The following is a 22,574-nucleotide window of genomic DNA, read 5'->3' as shown; positions in this document are numbered from 1 at the left end:
GTTCCAGAAGAACCGGGCCTTTGCCATTCCGCTTGCCTTCGGGGCTGTTACGCCTCGAGGACCACCGGGATGATCATGGGCTTGCGGCGCAGCTTGCGGTTGACCCAGGTGCCGACAACGCGGCGGACAACCTGCTGGAGCTGGTGCGTGGTGTGGTCCGTGCGGTTGAGCACGGCTTCTTCCAGGGCGGCGTTGATCTTGGGAATGATCTCGTCGAAGACCGAATCCTCCTCTGCCACGCCGCGGGCGTGGATCTCGGGTCCGGAGACCACCTTGCCGGTGGTGCGGTTGATGACGGTGATGATGGAGATGAATCCTTCATCGCCCAGCGTCTGGCGGTCCTTGAGGTCCGCTTCCGTGACCTCGCCGACACTGGAGCCGTCCACGTAGACGAAGCCCACTTCAACCTGGCCCACGACGTCTGCGCGGTGGTCCTTGAGGTCGATCACGGTGCCGTTGTCGGCAAGGATGACGCTGGCGGTGGGGACGCCGGACTCGATGGCGATCTTGCCGTTGGCGATCAGGTGGCGGGTCTCGCCGTGGACGGGCATGGCGTTGAGCGGCTCGAGGATGTTGTAGCAGTAGAGCAGCTCGCCCGCGGCCGCGTGTCCGGAGACGTGCACCTTGGCGTTGCCCTTGTGGATGACGTCCGCGCCGAGCTTGAGCAGGCCGTTGATGATGCGGAAGACGGCGTTCTCATTGCCCGGGATGAGGCTGGAGGCAAGGATCACGGTGTCGCCGTCGCCCACCACGACGCGGTGGTCGCCGTTGGCCATGCGGGAAAGCGCGGCCATCGGTTCGCCCTGGGAGCCCGTGGACATCAGGACCACGCGGTTGTCCGGCAGGTTGTCGATGTTCTTGATGTCCACAAGGAGGCCCTCGGGAACGTCAAGGTAGCCGAGCTTGGCGGCGATGGCCATGTTGCGAACCATAGAGCGGCCCACGAAGGCCACCTTGCGGTTGTGCTTGGCGGCGGCGTCGAGCACCTGCTGGACGCGGTGGACATGCGAGGAGAAGGACGCCACGATGATGCGCTTGGTGGCCTGGCCGAAGAGCCGTTCCAGCGTGGGGCCGATTTCCTTTTCGGCGGTGGTGAAGCCCGGTACGTCGGCGTTGGTGGAGTCGGACATAAAGAGGTCAACGCCCTCTTCACCCAGCTTGGCGAAGTGCCGGAGGTCGGTGATCCGGCCGTCCAGGGGCAGCTGGTCCATCTTGAAGTCGCCCGTGTGCAGGACAGTGCCGCCGGCCGTGCGGATGAACACGGCCAGTGCGTCGGGGATGGAGTGGTTGACCGCGACGAACTCACATTCGAAGGGGCCAAACTTTTCGACCTGGCCCTCCTCAACGGTCATCGTGTACGGACGGATCCGGTGTTCCTGCAGCTTGGCCTCGATGAGGGCCAGCGTCAGCTGTGAGCCCACCAGGGGGATATCGGCGCGCAGCCGCAGGAGGTAGGGAACGGCACCGATGTGGTCCTCGTGGCCGTGGGTCAGGACAACGGCCACGATGTCGTCGAGACGGTTCTCGATGTAGGAGAAATCGGGCAGGATCAGGTCAACGCCGGGCTGGGTCTCCTCCGGGAAGAGGACTCCACAGTCCACGATGAGCAGTTTGCCGTCGATTTCGAACACGGCCATGTTCCGGCCGATCTCCCCCAGTCCGCCCAGCGGAACGATCCGAAGGGTGCCTTGCGGCAGGCGTGGAGGCGTGACAAGGCCAGGAAGGGCGGTTTGGGTCATAGTGCACTACTTTCCAGGCGGAAGGTTGCTGGTCCCTCAGGGAAAGACCAGCCCCGCTTCCGCCAAATCCTCGCGGATGGATACGATCTCGGCTTCGTCCGGCTCCACGAGGGGCAAACGGACAATCGAGTTGGGCAGGACTCCCTGCCATTTAAGAATTAGTTTGGCTGCAACGGCTCCCTGGATGCGGGTCATCGTTGCCCTTACAACGGGCAGCAGCTCGAAGTTGATCTTACGCGCGGTTTCGAAGTCGTTCGCATTGATGGCGTCGATCAGTTCGCGGAAGCGGCGCGTTGCGATGTGGGTTGTGACACCCACGAGTCCGACGGCGCCCAGGGACATCCACGGAAGGGTCAGGCCGTCGTCGCCAGAGTAGAAGTACAGGTCCGTCTCTGCCATCACGCGGCTGGCTGCCACGAAATCGGCTTTGGCATCCTTGACCGCGACGATGTTCGGGTGCTGCGCCAGGCGGATCATGGTTTCGGGCTCGATCGCGATGGACGAGCGGCCCGGAATGTCATAGAGCATAACGGGCACATCGGTTGCAGACGCGACGGCCTCAAAGTGTGCCCGGACCCCGGCCTGGCTGGGCTTGTTGTAGTAAGGCGTGACGAGCAGCAGGCCGTCGACGCCGAGCGCTGCCGCCTGCTGGGAGAGGTGCACCGAATGTGCGGTGTCGTTCGTCCCGGTGCCGGCAATGATGGCGGCGCGGTCTCCCACGGCCTCCTTGACAGCGCGGAACATGCCAAGGTTTTCTTCATCCGACAGGGTGGACGTTTCGCCGGTAGTCCCGGTGACGACCAAGCCGTCGCAGCCATCGTCCACAAGTTTGGTGGCCAGTTCGGCTGCCTGCCTGTAGTCCACGGCGCCATCCTTGGTGAAGGGCGTGACCATGGCGGTCAGGAGCGTACCAAGGGCAGGAGCGGTGGCGGATTTGTGAGGCATGGAAAAAACGTTACCCTGTCGGCGGCTGGTTAGGACAATGGGGGCGGCGTGATACGCGTCAAACAGGGGGCCGGGATGCCACCGGGACCGCGGTCAACACGCACTGCGGATCGGCTCCCGGCAAGGTCAGCGGAATTTCCGCAATGCACTCCTCTGCAGGATGGCGGTGACTACTTCCGTGCCGGTTCCGGCCGCTTTTTGGAGCTCCAAGCCGTCCGGTCCCCAGAACCCGCTGAGGCCGCAGGAGGGACCCAGCGACGTGGATCCGCCGAGGTTCGCCAGGACGGCGAACATCCGGTTGTCCATGGCTCTGGCTCCGAGTTGCAGGCGAAGCCGCTGCTCTTCAGCCAACGTGTACAGGGCCGACACGGCATAGATATCCGCGCCGGCCTGGGCTGCCCCGGTGGAGTGGGCCGGAACCGCGGCGTCAAAGCAGATGGCTAGCGCGATCTTCCAGCCATCCAGCTCGATCATGACGGCCCCGTCGCCCGCGGTGAAGACCTCCCCCTCCGGTCCATGGAGGTGCGTTTTGAAGCCGAGCTCGGTGGTGCCGTTGGGATGGATCACGAGGCTGGCTAGTCGCGGCGTGCCATCCGGTTCCCGATAGGCAGCACCGGCCACGGCGGTGATCCCGGTCCGGCGGCAGATTTCGTGGAGATCGCCCAGGCGTGGGTCATCGCGTTGAAGCCACGGCTCGTCAGCAGCCAGTAGCGCCAGGTTGTACCCCGTCAACGACAGCTCAGGGAACACCACCAGCCGGGCGCCGTGGGATTTTGCATCTTCGATCAGCCGGATGTGTTCTTGTACATTCGGGACAATCCCGCCTTCCAGCGCCTGGTACTGCACGGCAGAGACGGTCAGGGCATCAGTCACCTCTTTATCCTAGGGATGCCGCCTAGCCGAGGGAACTACGCCATCCTGCTGATTCCCCGGCTGGCAGTACCGGTCCACTGCAGCCTCCCGCAGCCCCTCGGCCCAGGCTGCGAGCCGCTGGGCCGCCCGGACGTAGTGGAACAGTTCTGTGGGCGTCAAAGCGTCGAGGTCGGTGTCGGCCAATCTGCGGGCCAGCTCGGCCCCCGCCGGCTGGGCGGCGAGTGTCACGCCTTCGTCCTGCCACTGGATGTCCACGGGAGGCCGACCTGCCACGAGCTGCCGGAAAAGAAAGTCCACCACTCCTGGACTCATCGCTTTCATCAGCCCTGCAGGATGTGCCGGAGCTGCGTCCTGGGCATCCCGGGCGGGGCGCACAGATCCGCCGGCGGCTGGGGATTCCGGAAAGGGTCGCGGCTGGGATGGGGTTTGCATGGTGTCCATATTATTCGAACATATATTCGAACACAAGGACTTCAGGACCGTGTTTCAGGCCGGCCCTTGACTGCCGTCACAAAGCTTGGTGTGAGAACATCGCCTCATGACCTCCCGTGCCCCCGCAAGACCCTCGCGGGTGCCTCGAACCTCACAGGCCGCGGGCCGCCTCCGCGGTATTGACGCCGCCAGGGGGCTGGCGCTCCTTGGCATGATGGCCACTCACCTGCTCCCCACCTTCGAGGCAAACGCCGACCTCACGCCCACCTGGATCGGCCTTACCTTCTCCGGCCGCGCGGCCGCGCTGTTTGCCGTACTGGCTGGCGTGGGACTGGCACTGTCCACCGGAAAGCAGGTTCCGCCGGAAGGTACTGCCCTGAACGCAGCCCGCCGCGGCATCGCACTGCGCGCCCTGGTGATTGCCGCCGTCGGGCTCTCACTGGGCGGGCTGGAAGTAAACCTTGCGATCATCCTGGTCCACTACGCCCTGCTGTTCCTGTGCATCCTGCCGTTCCTTGGCCTGAAGCTGAAGGCGCTGTGCCCGTGGGCCGTCGGCTGGATCGTGGTTTCCCCGGTGCTCGCGTATCTTCTCCGCCCCTGGCTGATGGCGGCCAACCCGCCCCTTAACCTGGGGCACAACCCGTCCTGGGAAGACCTCTGGACCCCTTTCCCCCTGCTGGGAGACCTGTTCCTGACCGGCTACTACCCGGTGTTCCAGTGGCTGTCGTATCTGCTGGTGGGCCTGGTGATCGGCCGGCTGGCCCTCACCAAGGCGATGGTTCCCGTCCTGCTACTGTGCGGCGGGGCGGCGGTGGCCGCACTGGCCAAGGCTTTGGGTACCGCCGCGATGGAGAACTGGGGCGGACGGGCCGCGCTGGAGGCAGTCCTGAACGCCCCCGGCTACCCGCTGGACAGTGTCCTCCAGGTCAATCTCACGGGAATCCGGCAGGAAGGATCATGGTGGTGGCTGGCGGCCGCGGCGCCGCATTCGGCCACCACACTGGACCTTCTCCACACCTGCGGCGTGGCAGCCGCCGTGGTGGGCGTGTTCCTCCTGCTCGGCAGGCTGGCTGACTGGCTGGACCTGGACCTGTTGCTGCCACTGCGCGGCGCGGGTGCCATGACGCTCACGCTCTACTCAGCGCATGTCTGGGTGGTTTCGGCGTTCTACCTGAAGCCGCTGCCCGCGGGCTGGACCGAGGATGGGATGTACTGGGCGCATGCCGCCACGGCCATCATCGTGGGTGTTGTGTTTGTGCTCCTGAAGTGGCGGGGCCCGTTGGAGCTGGTGGGCCATGCGGCCAACCAGCTGGGGCGCGGCGACCGGGCCAGCCTCCGCTGACCCGGCCAGCCTGCGCTAGGCCGGAACGTTGCCGCGGAACAGTTTCTCGGCGTCGCGCATGGTCGCGCGGGCACGCTTGCGGTCCCCGGCAGCGTCATAGGCGCAGCTGAGCCGGAACCAGGAACGCCAGTCACCCGGCGCGGCTTCCGCCTCGGCCTTGTACTTTTCGAATTCCAGATCCGCCGCTGCGCGGACGATCCGGCCGGCGGGGGTGCGCGGCAGCTCGTCGACAGGGAGCCCACCTTCGGCTTCAAGGACCTTGGCCATCTGTTCCGTGCGTGCGCCGAACAGCAGTTCACGGATCATGGCCCAGGCGCCGATCGCCGGGAGGACCAGGTAGGCAGCTCCGATGGCCTTGGCGGCGGGATTGCTGTCCAGCAACAGGAGCACGGAGCGCTGGAAGGACACCACCAGGTAGAAGACCAGCAGGAGCGTTACGGCACCCACCCAGATCTTGGTGCGGTTCTTCCGGAACGCGGCAAAAAACCCGCCCACGGCCTAGAGTCCCAGGTCCAGGTAGCCGTCCAGGCCCACCGTCAGTCCCGGATGGGCGGCAACATTGCGCACGCCAAGCAAAACGCCGGGCATAAAGGAGGCACGGTCAAAGGAATCGTGCCGGAATGTCAACTGCTCCCCCGGACCGCCGAGCAGCACCTCCTGGTGGGCCACCAGCCCGCGCAGCCGGACGCTGTGAACGCGAACTCCCTCAACGTCGCAACCCCGCGCGCCGGCGAGTTCACTGGTGGTCGCATCAGGACTGGAGGGAACGTCCGCGGCCTTGCGCTCGGCGGCAATGAGCTGGGCGGTCCGGACAGCGGTCCCGGACGGTGCATCAACCTTTTCCGGGTGGTGCAGTTCGATGATTTCGACGGACTCGAAATATTTGGCGGCCTTGGCGGCAAAGGCTGAGGCCAGTACGGAGCCGAGGGCAAAATTGGGGGCGATCAGCACCCCGATTTCCGGGTTCTCTGCCAGCAGCGCTTCGAGTCCGGCGAGCCTGGTGGCATCCCAGCCGGTGGTCCCCACAATGGCATGCATGCCATGCTCGACGGCGTAGCGCACGTTTGCTTCGGTGCTTTCGGGAACGGTGAGGTCCACCACGATGTGGGCGCCCGACGCGGCCAGCTGGTCCAGCGAGTCGCCGCGTCCCAGGGCGGCTACGAGCAGCAGGTCGGAGGCAGCTTCAACGGCCTTAACGGCTTCGGCGCCCATGCGCCCGTTGGCGCCCAGGACCGCCACGCGGGTGGGCACGGAGAGTTGTTCGATCATGCCGTTAACCCTACCGTCGGGCCGGGTGCGGGATTGAACCGAAGGCTGTGCGTTACCTCGCACGCGCGCGGCACCACCCGGACTGGTCCAGGAGAAGGGAAACCGGTACTGCTCAGCTGCCTGCGCCGACCCACTCCACCGTGCCGTCGGCGAAGAACTGTTCCTTCCAGATGGGAACCTGCTCCTTGATGCGGTCCACCAGTTCGGAACACACGGCAAAGGCCTGTCCGCGGTGCGCAGCGGAGACCGCACAGACCAGCGCCGGATCGCCGATCTCCAGCATGCCGATGCGGTGGGCAGCCCAGATCCGTACGGGCTGCGTAGCGGATCCGTCGCCGGCATGTTCGGCGGCCAGGCGGGCGACGACGTCGGCCATTACCTGGTGAGCGGTGGGGTGCGCGCTGTAACTGAGCCGCTCCACTGCCTTGCCGCCGTCGTGATTCCGCACCACCCCGCTGAAACTGACCACGGCCCCCGCGGTGTCAGACTCCACGGCAGTGATGGCCTGGTCCACGGAGATGGGCTGCGGGCTGAGTACCGCGTGGACAACTTCGAAAACGGATTCAGTGCCCATGGCCGCCCTCCAGCTGGTCGCACAGATGCCCGATCAACGGGTCAAGCACGGACAGTCCGTCCATAACTCCCTTGGGTGAGCCAGGCAGGTTGACAATAAACGTCTGCCCCGCAGCTCCGGCGTGCCCGCGGCTGAGCGCCGCAAGCGGCGTCTTGGCCGCGCCTTCGCGCCGGATGGCCTCCATGATGCCCGGAATCTCCCGGTCCAGGAGGGGCAGGGTGACGTCGGGTGTGCGGTCGTCCGGGCTGAGCCCGGTACCGCCGCTGGTGATCACGACGGCGGGATGCTGGGTCAGGAGGGCGCGGATCGCCGCACCGACGGGCGCGCCGTCCGGCACCACCATGGCGGGGTACGCCTCGAAACCGTGCTCGGTAAGCCAGTCGATAATGACGGGCCCGGTTTCATCCTCATAGATGCCTGCGGCTGCCCGGGTGGAGGCAATGACAACCCCGGCCTTCCGGCCCTGCACCTCGCCGTGCGTGTGCGGCTCAGGCGCATGCGGTTGAGGCGCAAGCGGCTCCGTGTTGGGCTCCGGCAGGATAGTGCTCTCGGTGCTCATAGTGTCCAGTCCCCGCTCTTGCCGCCGCTTTTCGCCAGCACTTTGATGTCAGTCAGCACGGCGTGCTTGTCGACTGCCTTGATCATGTCGTACACGCTGAGGGCAGCCACGGAAACCGCCGTCAGTGCTTCCATTTCAACCCCGGTGACCCCGCGGGTTTTGACCGTGGCCAGGATGGCCACGGAATCGCTTCCGAGCTCGAAGTCCACGGTGACTTTCGAGAGCGGCAAGGGATGGCAGAGCGGGATGAGGTCGGGCGTCTTTTTTGCGGCCATAATGCCGGCGACCCGCGCCACGGCCAGGGCATCGCCCTTGGGCAGGCCGCCGGATCCGAGCAGGCCCAGCACTTCGTCTGTGGTGCGGACTGTGGCAGTGGCGGTGGCTTCCCTGGCGGTTTCGGCTTTCGCTGACACGTCCACCATCTGGGCGCTTCCGTCCTGGCGCAGATGGGTCAGCGCGGACGGGCTATGTTCTGGATTCACAGCATCCATACTTCCACCTCGTCACCCTCGGCGAGCTCCGAGACTCCAACGGGCACGTGAACCAGCGCGTTCGAGCCGGCGAGGGCGTGCATCAGGTGGGAGCTTTCGCCCCCTTCCAGGCGGACGGTTCCGTCCCCCTGGAGCGTTCCGCGCCGGACCTGATGCTTGTGTTCAGGCGACGACAGGCTGTGGCCCAGCCGTGCGCGGGCCGTGATCCGCGGGGCAGGTGAGCCAAACAGGTCGGCCAGCACGGGCCGCAGAAACATTTCGAAGGAAACGAGGCAACTGACCGGATTTCCCGGGAATCCCAGGAACGGCACGCCGTCGAACGTCCCGATGCCCTGCGGTCCGCCGGGCTGCATGGCGACATGCAGGAACTCGGTGGCCTGGCCCTCCATGGCTTGGCGGACAACTTCGTAGGCTCCCTTGCTGACCCCGCCCGTGGTGACGATCAGGTCCACCGCACCAACATGACTGCGCAGCAGTGCCCGGAATTCGTCAGGATGGTCGGAGGCAATGGCCGGGCGCACCACGGCCAGGCCCGCCTGCCGCATGGCGCTTTCGAGAAGGGTTCCGTTGGAATCGTAGATCTTGCCGGCTGGCAGGGGCTGGCCGGGTTCCACCACCTCGTCGCCTGTGGTGGCCAGGAGGACGGTCACCGGCCTGCGCACCGTGACCTCGGCGATCCCCAGGGCCGCCAGCAGCCCCAGCTGTGCCGGGCCCAGGAAGGTTCCTGCGGCCAGCGCCCGGTCCCCCGCTGCAATGTCGCTGCCAGCCGACCGCACGAAGGTGCCGGCCGCCGTCGCCGGCAACCACACAACGGTGGTTTCCCCCGGGGCGGGGAACCGGTCCGGAATGGCACGTTCCACGGGCACGACGGCGTCAGCACCGGTGGGAATCATCGCTCCCGTCATGATGGGGGCGGCGGTGCCACGGTCCAGGGCCGCCGGCACGGCACCTGCCGGAACAGGGACAACCACAGGCAGCTCCGCACCGCCGTCGGGGACGTCCGCGCTGTTGACGGCAAAGCCGTCCATTTGGGAATTGGCGAACGGCGGAAGGCTCAGTGGGGCCATCACGTCCTGGGCGAGGCCCTTGCCCAGTGCCTCGCGAAGGGACAGCGTGTCCGTCCTTCCCTGGGCCAGCAGGGGCGTCAGCAGCTCGGTGACGGCGGCCCGGTGCAGGGCAACGGACCGTGCCTGGTGGTGCGTGTGGCCTGGCGTTTGGCTGTGCCCGGCGTGGACGTCTCCGCTGCTGTTCGGAGTGTGGCCGTGCTGGTGCGGAGGGCTGTGCATGGTCCTGCCTTCGGTCCGGGCCGTCATGGATTCACGTCAACTCTAATCGTGTGGAAGCCGGTGGCCCCGTCGGGAGCAACCGGCCGGCGTTCCTCCACCTGCGGCTCGCCGTTGAGGTCCGTGGCGCGGACCTGGACCTCATACTGGCCCGGAGTCAGCTCGATGCCCAGCTGCCACTGGTACCACGTGTCCAGTGAAATCCCGGGTGCAAGGCGGGCCGCCTGCCACGGACCGCGGTTGACGCGGAGTTCCACCGCGCCAATTCCGGTGTGCTGGGCCCATGCCACGCCGCCGAATGTGACCGTTCCAGCAGCCACCCGCCTGCCGGTACGGGGCACGTCGATCCGCGAGGACGTCTTGATGGGGCCGCGGTCAGACCAGCCGCGCGGCGTCCAGTAGCCGACATCGTCCGCGAACCTGGTGACGCGGAGTTCCGTGAGCCATTTGGTTGCGGAAACGTAGCCGTAGAGTCCGGGCACGATCATCCGGACCGGGAAGCCGTGTTCCAGCGGCAATGGTTCGCCGTTCATCCCCACCGCAAGCAGGGCGTCGCGCTGATCAGTGAGAGCCTCCAGCGGGGTGCCCGCCGTCCAGCCGTCGGAGCTCCGGGACAGCACCATGTCGGCACCGGCCTGCGGCCGGGCAAGGGCCACGAGTTCCCGCACCGGCCAGCCAAGCCAGCGGGCGTTGCCGATCAGGTCACCGCCCACTTCATTGGAGACACAGGCGATGGTCACATGACGTTCGATCAGGGGCTTGGCCAGCAGATCAGCCAGGTTCAGCTCAATCTCCTGCTCCACCATTCCTGTGACGCGGAGAACCCAGGAGTCGGGGTCGAGGGACGGGACGATCAGGGCGGTGTCGATCCGATAGAAGTCACGGTTGGGTGTCACCAGCGGCTGCATTCCGTCCAGGCCCACCTCGGCGCCGGCGGGAATGGCGGGCGCTGCGGATACTGCGGCAGGCAGCTGCAGTTTTTCGCGGGCGGTGCTGATCCCTGCGGCCGCCCCTCGCCAGACCCCGGCGACAATGCCACCCACGGCGGTAGCCCCGGCGCTCGCAGCCAGGACTTGCAGGAACGTGCGCCGTCCGGCGGTCTTTGCTGTCCGCGCGGGAACTTGCGCGTTCGCGGCGTCTGTCCCCGCTGCTGTCCCCGCTGCGCCAGCCGGGAGTCCTTCGTGGAGCCGGCGGATCAGCCCTCCCAGCAGGAGGGCGCCAGCCAGGGCAGCGGCCGGCGGCACAACAGCCGCGGCCGGGGTCAGCTGGGCGCGGGTAAGCACGGCAGTGAGCCCGACGAGCCCAAAAACAGCAATCACCGCCACACCGGCAAACCGCCTGCGCTCTTCCAGGATCCCGGCCAATGCCCCGACGGCTGCGATGACCAGCAGCATCCCAGCCACGAACACTGTTTTGTCCGCAGTGCCGAACAGGGAGACTGCCCAGTCCTTCACACCTGGCGGAACAGCATCGATCATGACCCCGCCTACTGCCGTCAGCGGCGACAGGGATGGACTGAACAGGCCTGCCAACAACTCACCTATGACCACGGCGGCGCCGGCGGCCACGGCTCCCGATGCGGCGGCCCGGCGGCGGCTGCGTTGAGCGGAACCGTCGGTTCCCGGGCGCCCGGGAGAGGTGGCGCCGTCGTCGGACGATTCCTGCAGAGGCTGGGGGCTGTTCACCTCTCCAGCATAGGTTCGCCGGAGCCCGGCAGCGCCGGACTCCGTCACCGTTCGGAGGAACTTCCGGCGCCGTACCCGATCCCGGGCGTCGCGGGCGTGATCCCGGGGGTAAAGGTGGCGTAGCCTGAATTCATGAGTGTTCAGCTAGGCATGCCGCAACCCCGCGAAGGTGCAGGGCCGGGCCTGCCGCCTGCCCGCCCTGTCGGCACGCCGTCGGGGCTGCTGGACCAGTACGGCCGCCGGGCCACGGACATGAGGCTGTCGCTGACGGACAAGTGCAACCTGCGCTGTACGTACTGCATGCCAGCCGAGGGGCTTGAGTGGCTGTCGAAGCAGGCCGTGATGTCCGCCGAGGAGATCGTGCGGATTGTCCGGATCGGCGTGGACCTGCTCGGTGTCCGCGAACTACGGCTGACCGGCGGGGAGCCCCTGGTCCGGGCTGACCTGATGGACATCATTGCGGCCCTGCGCAGCAATCATCCGGAGCTGCCGATCTCCATGACCACCAACGGCGTGGGCTTGGACAAAAAGGCCGCCGCGCTTAAGGCTGCGGGCCTGACCCGCATCAATGTCTCGCTGGATTCGCTGCACGAAGAGACCTTCACCAAGCTGACCCGGCGCCCGTTCCTGGACCGTGTCCTGGCCGGCGTCGACGCCGCCTGGGCGGCCGGGCTGGGCCCCGTCAAACTCAACGCCGTGCTGATGCGGGGCATCAACGACACCGAGTCGCCGTCCCTGCTCGCGTGGGCGCTGGACCGCGGCTACGAACTCCGCTTCATCGAGCAGATGCCCCTAGACGCGGACCACGGCTGGACGCGGCGGAACATGATCACGGCGGCGGAGATCCGCGCCCTGCTCTCGCGCGACTTTGTGTTGAGTCCCGATCCCCGTGCCCGCGATGGAGCACCGGCAGAACGCTTTGAAGTACGACGCCGGGTGGCCGGTTCCGTGGGGCCGGATGGTGCCGTGCTGGGTACTGTGGGACTTCTGCCGGCCGATGACGGGCCCAGGCCGGAGGTCGTGGAGCCGGCGCCGGAAGCCCATGGCCCGGTGCTAGGCACAGTGGGGATCATCGCTTCCGTCACGGAGCCGTTCTGCGCTGACTGCCGTCGCACTCGGATCACCGCTGAGGGAAAGATCATGAGCTGCCTGTTCTCCCGTGAAGAGTTCGATCTTTTGGGTTTGCTGCGGGAGGGCGCCAGTGACGAAGCCCTGGCCGAACGCTGGCAGGACGCCATGTGGGTCAAGCCAAAGGCCCACGGTATGGACCACACAGGTCTCGGCGCAGCGGACTTTGTCCAGCCGGACCGCAGCATGAGCGCCATCGGAGGCTGAATTCTTGAACGTACGTTACTTCGCTGCCGCACGCGCCGCAGCGGGTCTGGACGAGGAGTCCTATGATCTCGCGTCCGGGACCACAGTGGCCGGCTTGCTGCAGGCAGTCCTGGCTGTGGACCGCGCCGAGCCACCAGCCGGCACTCCTCCCCTGCAACGGATCCTGTCCCGGAGCAGCTTCCTGCTCAACGAGGTGGCCGTCCGGGACCGCACGACTGTGTTAAATCCGGGCGATGTGGTTGACGTACTGCCGCCCTTCGCCGGCGGGTAGGACACGCTTCAGACAGCGCGAATGGTCAGTTAAGGCCCCGGATCTGAAGGCCACGGAAGTGTCCCCTCGTGCCGACTTGCAGGGCACCAAATTAGCTCCTCGCTCCGATACGGCCGGGCACCAAGCGGCTCCACGCTCCGATACGGACGGACCCTTCACGTTGATTCCTTCGATGGAGGCCAACGAGGCCGCAGGGTTATCCACATAGCCGTTCAGCCTCGCGGTCATTGTCATACCCTCGCGGGATGATTTGAGTATGGATAGCAGAGCAGCTGTGGCGACGGCGGAGGCCCTTTCGGCGTCTTTCGCTGAGCTTGCTGCGCGGCTTCGTGGCGGGTCAGGCTGCAATGGTTCGGGTGCTGATCCGCTGCGGCGGGCGGCGGATGATTTCCTGGACGGGCTGGCTGCGATCTCACGGTTGGACGCGAAAAGTGCCGCCCTGAAGGTCTGGCTGGCTGCCGGCTACAGCGCCGCTGCCGAGGCCCTGGCGGGCCCTGCTGAGTCCCCGCAGGACCACAGGGGCCAGGAGATGGCCGTGGTCGCCGAGGTCGCCTGCGCCATGACCGTCAGCGAACGCTCCGCAGGCGCCCTGCTCGCCGAAGCCCACTCCCTGACCACGGCTCTGCCGCTGACGTTGTCCGCGTTGCAGGCCGGAACCATTTCGTGGCAGCACGCCAGGATCATGGTCGACGAAACCACCAACCTGGACCCCGCCGGCTCGCAGGCGCTGGAAGCACATTTCCTGGACCCCGAGGTCGTGAATCCGGCACGTGGCCCGGCCGGGGAACTTATCCCCGGCCGGTTCCGGCACAAGGCCAGGACCTGGCGGGAACGCCACCACCCGGTCAGCATCGAAAAACGCCATGCACGTGGTGTCCAGGATCGGCGGGTGGAGTATGCCCCGGACCGGGACGGGATGGCCTGGCTCTCCGCCTACCTCCCCGCCGACCAGGCGGCAGGGATCTGGGACCGCACCACCACCGCCGCCCGAGCCCTCCAAGGACCGGACGAGGACCGGAACCTCACCCAGCTCCGCGCCGACACCGTTGCCACCTGGCTCCTCACCAACAACACCGCCGGTGCCGGAACCTCTGGCATGACGGGCATGGACGGGGTGACAGGCGGGATCGGCGAAATCGGCGGCACGGTTGTGGGCGAGGGTGTCCCCTCGCCGCGGGCCCAAGTCCTCGTGACCGTGCCGGTGTTCGCACTGCTGGGCCTCACCGACGAACCCGCCATGCTGGACGGGTACGGGCCGATCCCGCCCTCGATGGCCCGGCAGCTGATCGCCGGCGGTGCCGAGTCGTTCCACCGCGTCCTGATCGATCCGCGTGATGGGGCTCCGCTGGAGATCGGGCGGAGCAGCTACCGGGTCACGAAAGCCCAGCGCCAATGGCTCCGGCTGCGGGACGGGAAATGCCCGTTTCCGGGCTGCAGCAACCACTCCCTCGACAACGAAGCGGACCACCTCCTCGCCTGGGCCCACGGCGGCACCACCGGGATAACGAATCTCGGCCAGCCCTGCCACAAACACCACAGACTCAGACACACCACCGGCTGGACACCCAAAGCAGCCACCAAGAACGAACCACCCGGCTGGACATCACCCACCGGACGCCACTACACCAGCGAACACCCCGACTGGGAACCACCCCACTGGCCATCAAACCTCCCCATGCCCATGCCCGGCACTGCTATCAGCACCGGTTCGGTCTTAGACAAGCGCCCGGACCTGGAAGTGGCCCTGGCCCTGGACCTGGACCTGGACCTGGACCTGGACACAAGCCTGCCACCGGCACAGAGTTGAAGGCCGGTTCGATTACTGGGCCGTTCCCATTGCCATGGCCAACAACGTCGCGCGGCTGTGGACGCCGCACGTCTCAAAAATCTGTTTGAACTGATCCTGGACGGTGTAGGCCCCAATTCCCAAGGCGTCGGCCATGGCGTTGGTGTCGGCGCCGCTGGCGGCAAGCTCAAACAATTCCCGCTGCCGTGTTGTCAGCCCAAAGCTCCGGGCGAACATATCAAGCCTCGCCTCCGGAGGACATGCCTGGATGGTCACGGCCAATGGCGGAATGGCCGCTGTGCCGGCGGAGTCCATCCGGCTGGCCTGGAGTAAGGCCCACTGGCCCGACTCTATGTGCACACGGGCGGACGCAGGATGACGATCCACGCCCGCCTCATACGCCAGCAACTGGGCAGCGACGTTGAGGACCTCGGCCGGTACGCGTTGAAACGGACGCGGGCCAGCCTGAAGCAGTCCAAGCCACTCCTCCACTGATGCCGTTCCACCCACCACCGCCATATCCGCATCCAGAGTCAGCACAGCCTGCTGAGGCAACTCCGGCCTCGGACTTCCGCCGATGGCTGTTACCCCCGCACGGATAGCCTCGTGTCCTCCGGGGTCCCGTCCGCCGGGCAGCTCCACGAGAAACTGCCGGGCTATCGAACGACGCAGGGTGGGCGTGACCTCCCGCGTCACGGCAGCGATGTATTCCACTTCGTCGGCAGTAAAGGGATCGTTCGGCGCCGTTCGCCAGAGGTCAATCCAACCCCAGCAGCCGTGTTTGTCCGCCAGGACCGCGAACAGGACATCGGTCACTCCATAGCGCCCCATCACGCCATTCCACACCAGGCTCCGTGCTGGATTGCCAGCGGTTTCGCGGAGCAGCGTCGTCACTGGCGACGGACTCACCGCCAACTGCGTCCAGCGACCTGCCTGCGTCAGATACTTGAGCCGGATCAGCAACGGCAGTTCGTCCGGGCACGGAATCCGGGCAATGGGCGAAATGCCCGTCGCCGTGAGCGGATCTGAGAGCGGCCATACGAAGCCACTGAACGGCAGCACGCGGCCCAACTCAGCGAGCACTGCGGTGCGTAGCGAGTGGTGATCCGGGCCGGAATCGCCGATCAACCGGATCCGTTCAAGGCTCCGGTTCCAGGGCCCGCCAGCGGTCATTCCCCCAGTATGCGCTCTGCTGCCGGCGCAGGCGCTTACCGTCCCAGGGCTCCAGATTTCTGGGATACCGGCCACAGCGGCCAACAGTTACTGTGACGATACGCAACGCAACTGTGCCGCCGTCCCCGAAGTGGAGCAAAGGTTGGGGCACGGAGGCAACAAGTGCGATCAACTAACGCGATGAACTAAGGAGAATCAGCAATGTACACACTGCAGATAGAACATGGCATCAAGGACTTTGGCATGTGGAAGGCGGCCTTCGACCGGGATCCGGTGGACCGCGCGGCGTCCGGAGTCGTCGGCCACCGGATTTCCCAGCCTGTGGATGACACCCACTACGTGGTGGTGGAACTCGATTTCAAGGAACGCGGCCAGGCCGAGCAATTGCTGGCGAACCTGAAAGATAGGGTGTGGAATTCCTCCTCCGCAGCGCCAGCCCTGAACGGCGCGCCACGGACAAGGATCCTGGAATCAGCCGGCTGACGGTCGGAATTCTGCAGGGCCGCAAGTGCCCGCTCGCGCAGAGGCAGGGCCGGAAGTGCCCGTTCGCGCGTGGCAGGTGGAACGCACGACGCGATGGGGTCAGACGCGGCGGCACTCGGAGTTCATGAACGGGACAAAGTTCTGGCCGTCGCCGAGGCGCAACTCGGCGGTGTGGATCAGCACGTCATTGTCCACGCGGAAAGTATGGCGCGCAGTCCCCCGGTCATGGTGGCGCTCAACGCGCAGCACACCATCCACCCACGTGCACCGGGCCGGGGCTCCCGGCGGCAGTCCCATGCTGTCCACGTGGTACCAGAGGATGTCGTTGTGGTCACGGTCGACAGTGAAGACGCCGTGGCCTTCAATGTGCGTGCCATCGGCTTCGGTGTGCCTGTAACTTTGCACCACGGCGTAGCCTCCGGCGGCCCTGGTGTAACTGACTTCCGCCGAGGCCGTACGCTTGGGTCCCCAGGCCGACGCGTCCAGCCGGGTGGTGCCGCGCCAATGCCCCAGGAAGTTCTCGAGTACGGCCTGCACCGTTCCCGGCTGCGGAAGGTTCATAGGATCATTATGGCGGGCGCAGGCCTACCCGTCAGAGACCGAAGGTCTCGGTTTCCTCGAACGGACCCACCACAGTGACAGTCCGCGGCGCGGCTGCCAGTTCCCTGGCAAGGTCCTGGACCTCCTGCGCGGTAACAGCCTTGATCTGCCGCAGGGTCTCGTCGATGTCCTGGTATTCACCGGAGACCAGTTCAGCGCGGCCCAGGCGGGACATGCGGGAGCCCGTGTCCTCAAGTGCCAGGACAATTCCGCCGCACAGCTGGCCCACGGCCTTGCGCAGTTCGTCGTCGGAGATCCCGCCTTCGGCAAGCTTGTCCAGCTCCAGCCCCAGCAGGTCCAGCACCTGGCGGACCTTGGACGGAGTGCACCCTGCGTACATCCCGAAGTAGCCGGCATCCGCGTAAGAGGAGGCAAACGAGTACGTGGAGTACACCAGGCCACGCTTTTCGCGGATCTCCTGGAACAGCCGCGAGGACATCCCACCGCCGAGGACGGCGTTGAGGACACTCATGACGTAGCGGCGTTCATCGGTGGCCACAATCGTGGGGCAGCCCATGATGATGTTCGCCTGCTCAACGGCACGCTTAACCACATGCAGCCCGGCAGTGCCGGTGATGTCGGCCCGCGCGGTGGAGCGGCGATCCACGGGGGCGGCGTCCGGCTGAAGTGACCACCCTGCAGTGTGGAGGGCGTCCACCACAAGCCGGCAGACGACGTCGTGCTCCAGGCCCCCGGCGGCGGTGATGACCAGCTCATCCGGGCGGTAGTAGCGGCGGTAATGCTCCCAGACGGAGTCGCGGGCGACGGCGCGGATAGCGGCGGGAGTGCCGCCGATGGGGCGGCCCAGCGGATGGGTGCCCAGGACGGCAGCCACAAAGTTTTCGTGTGCAACGTCAGTGGGGTCATCGCTGTCCATGGCGATTTCCTCCAGGATAACGTCGCGTTCCTGCTCCATCTCGGCCGGATCCAGGACGGCACCGGTGATCATGTCGGCAATGACGTCGATGGCCATGGGCAGGTCCGTGTCCAGCACGCGTGCGAAGTAGCACGTGCTCTCCTTGGCCGTAGCGGCGTTGGACTCCCCACCCACTTCATCAAAGGCCGAGGCGATTTCCAGGGCGGTGCGGCGCTTGGTTCCCTTGAACAGGAGGTGCTCCAGGAAGTGCGTGGAGCCGTGCTGGCCCGGGGCTTCATCGCGTGACCCGACGCCCACCCAGAAACCGATGGTCGCCGAACGCTGGCCCGGCATCGCTTCGGTGAGCACCCGCACGCCGCCCGGCAGCACCGAACGCCGGACAACGGAGCCGCCGTCCGAGCCGTGGACCAGGGTGTCGCCGGGCTGGTTCTGCTCAAGCGGCAGGGGTACAACAGTCATTGAAGCCTTTCAGGAGCGGCAGCCGGATCTGGCTGCCATCGTAACAGCGGCGGGGCCGGTGGATCATCCACCGGCCCCGCCGATTCATGCTGAGTGACGGAGGATGTTGCTCCGCGTCAGTGGACTACTCCGCTTCGGAAGCGCCCTCTGCGGCGGAAGCGTCAACGAGCTCGACGCCCTCTTCTTCAGCCACTACGGGGGACAGCGACAGCTTGCCACGGTCATCGATCTTGGTGATTTCCACCTGGATCTTCTGGCCGACGGAAACCACGTCATCAACGTTGTCCACGCGCTTGCCGTTGGCCAGCTTGCGCAGTTCGGAGATGTGCAGGAGGCCGTCCTTGCCCGGGGTCAGCGAAATGAAGGCACCGAAGGTGGTGGTCTTGACGACCGTACCCAGGTAGCGCTCGCCGATGTCCGGGATCTGCGGGTTGGCAATGGCGTTGATCGCGGAGCGTGCTGCGTCAGCAGACGGACCGTTCGTGGCGCCAATGTAGACCGTGCCGTCGTCCTCGATGGAGATGTCAGCGCCGGTGTCTTCCTGGATCTGGTTGATCATCTTGCCCTTGGGCCCAATGACCTCGCCGATCTTGTCTACCGGGATCTTGACCGCGATGACCCGCGGCGCGAACTCAGAGAGCTCATCCGGGGTGTCGATCGCGGAGTTCAGGACGTCCAGGATGTGAAGACGGGCTTCGCGGGCCTGCTTCAGTGCTGCTGCCAGCACGGAAGCGGGGATGCCGTCGAGCTTCGTGTCCAGCTGGATGGCCGTCACGAATTCGGCGGTGCCGGCAACCTTGAAGTCCATGTCGCCGAAAGCATCTTCGGCGCCGAGGATATCGGTCAGGGCTGCGTAGCGGGTCTGACCGTCAACCTGGTCGGAGACCAGGCCCATGGCGATACCGGCAACAGCTGCCTTCAGCGGCACACCTGCGTTGAGCAGGGACAGCGTCGAGGCGCAGACTGAACCCATCGACGTCGAACCGTTGGAGCTGAGAGCCTCAGACACCTGGCGGATCGCGTAGGGGAATTCCTCGCGGGACGGCAGCACCGGCATGATGGCGCGCTCTGCCAGGGCACCGTGGCCGATTTCGCGGCGCTTGGGCGAACCCACGCGGCCGGTCTCACCGGTGGAGTACGGCGGGAAGTTGTAGTTGTGCATGTAGCGCTTGCGCGTGACCGGCGACAGCGAATCGATCTGCTGTTCCATCTTGAGCATGTTCAGCGTGGTGACACCCATGATCTGGGTTTCGCCGCGCTCGAAAATTGCCGAGCCGTGCACGCGGGGCAGAACCTCAACCTCGGCGGTGAGCTGGCGGATGTCCGTCAGGCCACGGCCGTCGATGCGGATCTGGTCCTTGAGGATGCGCTGGCGCACAACCTGCTTGGTGACCGAGCGGAATGCTGCGGACAGCTCCTTGTCGCGGCCTTCGAACTGGCCGGCCAGGGAAGAAGTGACTTCGTCCTTGAGCGCATCCGTTGCAACGTCGCGTTCCTGCTTGTCAGCGATCTGGAAGACAGCGGCCAGCTTCTCAGCGGCAGCGGACTCAACAGCGGCGTAGACGTCATCCTCGTAGTCCAGGAAGACCGGGAACTCAACGGTGGGCTTGGCAGCGCGTGCAGCCAGGTCAGCCTGGGCCTCGCAGAGTGCCTTGATGAACGGCTTGGCAGCCTCGAGGCCCTCGGAGACAACCTCTTCGGTGGGAGCGGTGGCACCCTGTTCCTTGATGAGGTTCCAGGAGTTGTCGGTTGCTTCGGCCTCGACCATCATGATGGCGACGTCGTCGTTCTTGACGCGGCCGGCAACGACCATGTTGAAGACGGCGTTCTCAAGCTGGGAGTGCTTCGGGAACGCAACCCACTGCGAACCGTGCTCGTCGGCGATCAGAGCAACGCGGACGCCGCCGATGGGGCCGGAGAACGGCAGGCCGGAGAGCTGGGTGGACATCGAGGAAGCGTTGATGGCTACCACGTCGTAGAGCTCGTCCGGATTAATGGACAGCACGGTCACCACGATCTGGACCTCGTTGCGCAGGCCCTTGACGAAGGCCGGACGCAGCGGGCGGTCCATGAGGCGGCAGGCCAGGATGGCCTCGGTGGACGGGCGGCCTTCGCGGCGGAAGAACGAGCCCGGGATACGGCCGGCGGCGTACATGCGCTCTTCAACGTCAACCGTCAGCGGGAAGAAGTCGAAGCCTTCGCGCGGGTGCTTACCTGCGGTGGTGGCGGACAGCAGCGCGGTGTCTTCGTCGATGTACACCATGGCTGCGCCGGCTGCCTGCTTGGCAAGGCGGCCGGTTTCAAAGCGGATTACACGCTTGCCAAAGCGGCCATTGTCAATGACTGCTTCTGAGAACTGGATTTCGGGACCCTCCAAGAGAGTCACCTCCGTTTCTTGTTTCACGGAGTCCAGCCGCATCAACCCAGTCCAGCATCTGTCTACTGGCCTGCACTGCACCCGGTCATCGATCGAGACCCACGGGCCGAGGGCTTCATTCTTCGAAGCCGTTCCCGGGGATCACTACCGAGGACCGCGAATGCGTGATGCGGTTGATCCTCCTGTTTAATTTTCGTCTGAAGAAGGCGGCCCCTTCCGTCACGGAAGGGGCCGCCCCTTAAAGCTGACTAGCGGCGCAGGCCGAGACGCTCGATGAGCGCACGGTAGCGGGTGATGTCAGTGTTCTTGAGGTAGGTGAGCATACGCTTGCGACGACCAACCATGGCCAGCAGACCGCGCTGGGTGTGGTAATCGTGCTTGTGCACCTTCATGTGCTCAGTCAGATCCTTGATCCGCTGAGTCAGGACTGCAACCTGGACCTCCGGCGAACCGGTGTCGCCCTCGGACGTTGCGAAATCCTGGATGATGGACTGCTTTACAGCGGCTTCAAGTGCCACAATAACTCCTAGAGATGTGCCGTGAGGCCCGAATCAGTACTTCACTGCCGGGTCTGCCCGCGCGAGAGTTCCCCGGAAACCAGGGACTTTCCACACATGGCAGGAACCAGCCGCCACGGACTGCAGCCGGAACCAACCCTTAGTTTACCGGCCCCGCCGCAATCTTGTCGAAACAGCCCCGCCGCCGCCAAGCCCCCTCACCAAAATGCCGCGCCCAAAGGCCGCCAGCAAAGGCCGTCAGCAAAGGCCGTCAGCTTAGCGGCGCAGCTGATCCCGAATGGCAGCCATCCCCCGGAACAGCTCAGCGAAGCTGGTGCTCAGAGGCGACAGCCCCACGCGGATCCCGTGTGGCGCGCGGAAGTCCGGGATGACGTCCTGTTCCCACAATGCCGCCGTCACGTTCCGGAACGCCGGATGATCCAGGGTGATGTGGCTCCCGCGAAGCTCCGGATCGCGCGGCGATGCCAGTTCCACGCCCGCCGGCTCCAGCCATTCGTTATACAGCTGCACGGCGTACGCGGTGAGTTTCAGCGACTTCTCCCGGATGGCAGCCATGCCGGCCTCTTCGATGAGGTCAAGGGTCCCGCGCATGGCCAGCATCCCGAAGATGGCCGGCGTGCCGCTGAGGAAACTCCGGATGCCGGGCGCCGGCTCGTAGCCCGCTGCCATCTCGAACGCGTCCTTGCGTCCCATCCAGCCCCAGATGGGTTGCTGCAGTCCGGGCAGGTGCCGGCGGTTGACGTAGGCGAACGCCGGCGAGCCCGGTCCCCCGTTAAGGTACTTGTACGTGCAGCCCGCGGCAAAATCCACGCCTGCCCCGTCCAGGTCCAGCTCCACCGAGCCGGCGGAATGGCACAGATCCCAGACCACCAGTGCCCCTGCGCTGTGCGCAACTTCCGTGATGCCCGGAAGATCGGCCAGGAAGCCTGAGCGGTAGGCCACGTGGCTCAGAAGTACGACGGCGGTGGCCGGGCCGGTTGCGTCCCGCACCTGTTCAACGGTGACGCCAGACGCTGGATCGGCTTCGATCCACCGCAGGGTCAGGCCTTCCTCTCGGGCGATGCCCTCGACCAGGTAGCGGTCCGTGGGGAAGTTGTCCGTGTCCAGGACAATTTCTGTGCGGGCCGGGTCAGCCACGGTGGCCAGCGCAGCACGAATCAGCTTGTAGAGCACCACAGTGGTGGAGTCGGCGATCACGGTCTGGCCCGGGGCTGCACCGAGGACAGCCCTGCCCAGTTGATCGCCGATGGCCTGGGGCAGGTCCAGCCATTCCTCGTCCCAGCCACGGATGAGCCGGCCGCCCCAGCCTTCCTCGATGAAGGCGCTGATGTCCCGTGGGGTCCGCTTCAGTGGGCGGCCCAGGGAATTGCCGTCGAGGTAGGAAAGGTCCGTGTCCGTCCCGATGAAGAGGCCGCGGTAGCGTGCCAGCGGGTCATCGGCGTCCAGTCGTGCTGCCTGCTCAAGGAGGGTGGCGTCGTCGTGATTTTCCATTTTCGCGTCCAT

The 22,574-nt window shown here is 65.9% G+C and carries 22 protein-coding genes; 5 read left to right on the top strand and 17 right to left on the bottom strand.

Annotated elements, in window-relative coordinates:
* Positions 1 to 47: 47 nt before the first annotated feature.
* From ACZY1F_RS07285 to ACZY1F_RS07270, 4 genes are all read right to left on the bottom strand, one after another.
* The gene (locus ACZY1F_RS07285; protein ID WP_463941078.1) at positions 48 to 1,739 is read right to left on the bottom strand and encodes a ribonuclease J; all 1,692 of its coding nucleotides are present in this window, start codon (positions 1,737 to 1,739) and stop codon (positions 48 to 50) included.
* Positions 1,740 to 1,775: 36 nt separating this feature from the next.
* Positions 1,776 to 2,684 carry a 4-hydroxy-tetrahydrodipicolinate synthase gene (gene dapA / locus ACZY1F_RS07280; protein WP_463941077.1) on the bottom strand — a complete coding sequence of 303 codons (909 nt, stop codon included), beginning with the start codon at positions 2,682 to 2,684 and terminating at the stop codon, positions 1,776 to 1,778.
* Positions 2,685 to 2,810: 126 nt separating this feature from the next.
* Positions 2,811 to 3,557, bottom strand: a complete 747-nt coding sequence (locus ACZY1F_RS07275) for a carbon-nitrogen hydrolase family protein (protein ID WP_463941076.1) — start codon at positions 3,555 to 3,557, stop codon at positions 2,811 to 2,813.
* Positions 3,558 to 3,566: 9 nt separating this feature from the next.
* Positions 3,567 to 3,869 carry a hypothetical protein gene (locus ACZY1F_RS07270; protein ID WP_463941149.1) on the bottom strand — a complete coding sequence of 101 codons (303 nt, stop codon included), beginning with the start codon at positions 3,867 to 3,869 and terminating at the stop codon, positions 3,567 to 3,569.
* 226 nt (positions 3,870 to 4,095) lie between these two features.
* Here ACZY1F_RS07270 and ACZY1F_RS07265 point away from each other — a divergent pair, with 226 nt between their 5' ends.
* Positions 4,096 to 5,331: a heparan-alpha-glucosaminide N-acetyltransferase domain-containing protein gene (locus tag ACZY1F_RS07265; protein WP_463941075.1), complete on the top strand. Its 1,236-nt coding sequence runs from the start codon at positions 4,096 to 4,098 to the stop codon at positions 5,329 to 5,331.
* A 15-nt stretch (positions 5,332 to 5,346) separates the two neighbouring features.
* Here ACZY1F_RS07265 and ACZY1F_RS07260 read toward each other — a convergent pair whose 3' ends face one another.
* The 7 genes from ACZY1F_RS07260 to ACZY1F_RS07230 all read right to left on the bottom strand — a co-directional run bounded on the left by ACZY1F_RS07260 (position 5,347) and on the right by ACZY1F_RS07230 (position 11,075).
* Positions 5,347 to 5,826, bottom strand: a complete 480-nt coding sequence (locus ACZY1F_RS07260) for a hypothetical protein (RefSeq protein WP_463941074.1) — start codon at positions 5,824 to 5,826, stop codon at positions 5,347 to 5,349.
* Positions 5,827 to 5,829: 3 nt separating this feature from the next.
* Entirely contained in the window at positions 5,830 to 6,600 is a 771-nt protein-coding gene (dapB, locus tag ACZY1F_RS07255; RefSeq protein ID WP_463941073.1) for a 4-hydroxy-tetrahydrodipicolinate reductase, read from the bottom strand.
* A 112-nt stretch (positions 6,601 to 6,712) separates the two neighbouring features.
* Positions 6,713 to 7,174 (bottom strand): molybdenum cofactor biosynthesis protein MoaE, encoded by a 462-nt coding sequence (locus ACZY1F_RS07250; protein WP_463941072.1) that lies wholly within the window; start codon positions 7,172 to 7,174, stop codon positions 6,713 to 6,715.
* Positions 7,164 to 7,733, bottom strand: coding sequence for a MogA/MoaB family molybdenum cofactor biosynthesis protein (locus ACZY1F_RS07245; protein WP_463941071.1), 570 nt, complete (start codon positions 7,731 to 7,733; stop codon positions 7,164 to 7,166). Before ACZY1F_RS07245 ends, ACZY1F_RS07250 begins: the two co-directional genes overlap by 11 nt.
* Positions 7,730 to 8,224 (bottom strand): cyclic pyranopterin monophosphate synthase MoaC, encoded by a 495-nt coding sequence (gene moaC, locus ACZY1F_RS07240; protein WP_463941070.1) that lies wholly within the window; start codon positions 8,222 to 8,224, stop codon positions 7,730 to 7,732. The genes ACZY1F_RS07245 and moaC overlap by 4 nt, the downstream gene beginning before the upstream one ends.
* Entirely contained in the window at positions 8,212 to 9,510 is a 1,299-nt protein-coding gene (locus ACZY1F_RS07235) for a molybdopterin molybdotransferase MoeA (protein ID WP_463941069.1), read from the bottom strand. Before ACZY1F_RS07235 ends, moaC begins: the two co-directional genes overlap by 13 nt.
* Positions 9,511 to 9,533: 23 nt before the next feature.
* A complete protein-coding gene (locus ACZY1F_RS07230; protein WP_463941148.1) occupies positions 9,534 to 11,075 on the bottom strand; it encodes a molybdopterin-dependent oxidoreductase in 1,542 nt (513 codons plus the stop codon).
* Positions 11,076 to 11,324: 249 nt separating this feature from the next.
* On the opposite strand from ACZY1F_RS07230, the gene moaA reads away from it, so the two are divergent.
* The 3 genes from moaA (at position 11,325) to ACZY1F_RS07215 (ending at position 14,605) form a co-directional block, all read left to right on the top strand.
* A complete protein-coding gene (gene moaA, locus ACZY1F_RS07225; protein WP_463941068.1) occupies positions 11,325 to 12,527 on the top strand; it encodes a GTP 3',8-cyclase MoaA in 1,203 nt (400 codons plus the stop codon).
* Between the two features lie 4 nt (positions 12,528 to 12,531).
* On the top strand, positions 12,532 to 12,798 hold the full coding sequence (locus ACZY1F_RS07220) for a MoaD/ThiS family protein (RefSeq protein WP_463941067.1): 267 nt from the start codon (positions 12,532 to 12,534) through the stop codon (positions 12,796 to 12,798).
* 256 nt (positions 12,799 to 13,054) lie between these two features.
* Positions 13,055 to 14,605, top strand: coding sequence for an HNH endonuclease signature motif containing protein (locus ACZY1F_RS07215; RefSeq protein WP_463941066.1), 1,551 nt, complete (start codon positions 13,055 to 13,057; stop codon positions 14,603 to 14,605).
* A gap of 12 nt (positions 14,606 to 14,617) precedes the next feature.
* Here the strand turns inward: ACZY1F_RS07215 and ACZY1F_RS07210 are convergent, their stop codons facing one another.
* Positions 14,618 to 15,757, bottom strand: a complete 1,140-nt coding sequence (locus tag ACZY1F_RS07210) for a helix-turn-helix transcriptional regulator (RefSeq protein ID WP_463941065.1) — start codon at positions 15,755 to 15,757, stop codon at positions 14,618 to 14,620.
* 201 nt (positions 15,758 to 15,958) lie between these two features.
* Here ACZY1F_RS07210 and ACZY1F_RS07205 point away from each other — a divergent pair, with 201 nt between their 5' ends.
* On the top strand, positions 15,959 to 16,240 hold the full coding sequence (locus tag ACZY1F_RS07205) for a hypothetical protein (protein ID WP_463941064.1): 282 nt from the start codon (positions 15,959 to 15,961) through the stop codon (positions 16,238 to 16,240).
* Positions 16,241 to 16,339: 99 nt separating this feature from the next.
* Here the strand turns inward: ACZY1F_RS07205 and ACZY1F_RS07200 are convergent, their stop codons facing one another.
* The 5 genes from ACZY1F_RS07200 to kynU form a co-directional block, all read right to left on the bottom strand.
* Entirely contained in the window at positions 16,340 to 16,801 is a 462-nt protein-coding gene (locus ACZY1F_RS07200) for a DUF1579 domain-containing protein (protein WP_463941063.1), read from the bottom strand.
* A 31-nt stretch (positions 16,802 to 16,832) separates the two neighbouring features.
* Positions 16,833 to 18,176 carry a M16 family metallopeptidase gene (locus tag ACZY1F_RS07195; protein WP_463941062.1) on the bottom strand — a complete coding sequence of 448 codons (1,344 nt, stop codon included), beginning with the start codon at positions 18,174 to 18,176 and terminating at the stop codon, positions 16,833 to 16,835.
* 124 nt (positions 18,177 to 18,300) lie between these two features.
* Positions 18,301 to 20,553, bottom strand: a complete 2,253-nt coding sequence (locus ACZY1F_RS07190; RefSeq protein WP_463941147.1) for a polyribonucleotide nucleotidyltransferase — start codon at positions 20,551 to 20,553, stop codon at positions 18,301 to 18,303.
* 248 nt (positions 20,554 to 20,801) lie between these two features.
* Entirely contained in the window at positions 20,802 to 21,071 is a 270-nt protein-coding gene (gene rpsO / locus ACZY1F_RS07185; RefSeq protein WP_104063120.1) for a 30S ribosomal protein S15, read from the bottom strand.
* A 255-nt stretch (positions 21,072 to 21,326) separates the two neighbouring features.
* Positions 21,327 to 22,574 carry a kynureninase gene (gene kynU / locus ACZY1F_RS07180; RefSeq protein WP_463941146.1) on the bottom strand — a complete coding sequence of 416 codons (1,248 nt, stop codon included), beginning with the start codon at positions 22,572 to 22,574 and terminating at the stop codon, positions 21,327 to 21,329.

The sequence above is a fragment of the Pseudarthrobacter xylosi genome (assembly GCF_055412765.1).
This window is presented reverse-complemented; position numbering and strand designations above follow the sequence as displayed.

What these genes read in the sequence shown, in the direction of transcription:
- ACZY1F_RS07285 (WP_463941078.1), bottom strand. Translation starts at nt 1,739, where the DNA reads ATGACCCAAACCGCCCTTCCTGGCCTTGTCACGCCTCCACGCCTGCCG.
- dapA (WP_463941077.1), bottom strand. Translation starts at nt 2,684, where the DNA reads ATGCCTCACAAATCCGCCACCGCTCCTGCCCTTGGTACGCTCCTGACC.
- ACZY1F_RS07270 (WP_463941149.1), bottom strand. Translation starts at nt 3,869, where the DNA reads ATGAGTCCAGGAGTGGTGGACTTTCTTTTCCGGCAGCTCGTGGCAGGT.
- ACZY1F_RS07265 (WP_463941075.1), top strand. Translation starts at nt 4,096, where the DNA reads ATGACCTCCCGTGCCCCCGCAAGACCCTCGCGGGTGCCTCGAACCTCA.
- dapB (WP_463941073.1), bottom strand. Translation starts at nt 6,600, where the DNA reads ATGATCGAACAACTCTCCGTGCCCACCCGCGTGGCGGTCCTGGGCGCC.
- ACZY1F_RS07250 (WP_463941072.1), bottom strand. Translation starts at nt 7,174, where the DNA reads ATGGGCACTGAATCCGTTTTCGAAGTTGTCCACGCGGTACTCAGCCCG.
- ACZY1F_RS07245 (WP_463941071.1), bottom strand. Translation starts at nt 7,733, where the DNA reads ATGAGCACCGAGAGCACTATCCTGCCGGAGCCCAACACGGAGCCGCTT.
- moaC (WP_463941070.1), bottom strand. Translation starts at nt 8,224, where the DNA reads ATGGATGCTGTGAATCCAGAACATAGCCCGTCCGCGCTGACCCATCTG.
- ACZY1F_RS07235 (WP_463941069.1), bottom strand. Translation starts at nt 9,510, where the DNA reads ATGCACAGCCCTCCGCACCAGCACGGCCACACTCCGAACAGCAGCGGA.
- moaA (WP_463941068.1), top strand. Translation starts at nt 11,325, where the DNA reads ATGAGTGTTCAGCTAGGCATGCCGCAACCCCGCGAAGGTGCAGGGCCG.
- ACZY1F_RS07215 (WP_463941066.1), top strand. Translation starts at nt 13,055, where the DNA reads ATGGATAGCAGAGCAGCTGTGGCGACGGCGGAGGCCCTTTCGGCGTCT.
- ACZY1F_RS07210 (WP_463941065.1), bottom strand. Translation starts at nt 15,757, where the DNA reads ATGACCGCTGGCGGGCCCTGGAACCGGAGCCTTGAACGGATCCGGTTG.
- ACZY1F_RS07205 (WP_463941064.1), top strand. Translation starts at nt 15,959, where the DNA reads ATGTACACACTGCAGATAGAACATGGCATCAAGGACTTTGGCATGTGG.
- ACZY1F_RS07200 (WP_463941063.1), bottom strand. Translation starts at nt 16,801, where the DNA reads ATGAACCTTCCGCAGCCGGGAACGGTGCAGGCCGTACTCGAGAACTTC.
- ACZY1F_RS07195 (WP_463941062.1), bottom strand. Translation starts at nt 18,176, where the DNA reads ATGACTGTTGTACCCCTGCCGCTTGAGCAGAACCAGCCCGGCGACACC.
- kynU (WP_463941146.1), bottom strand. Translation starts at nt 22,574, where the DNA reads ATGGACGCGAAAATGGAAAATCACGACGACGCCACCCTCCTTGAGCAG.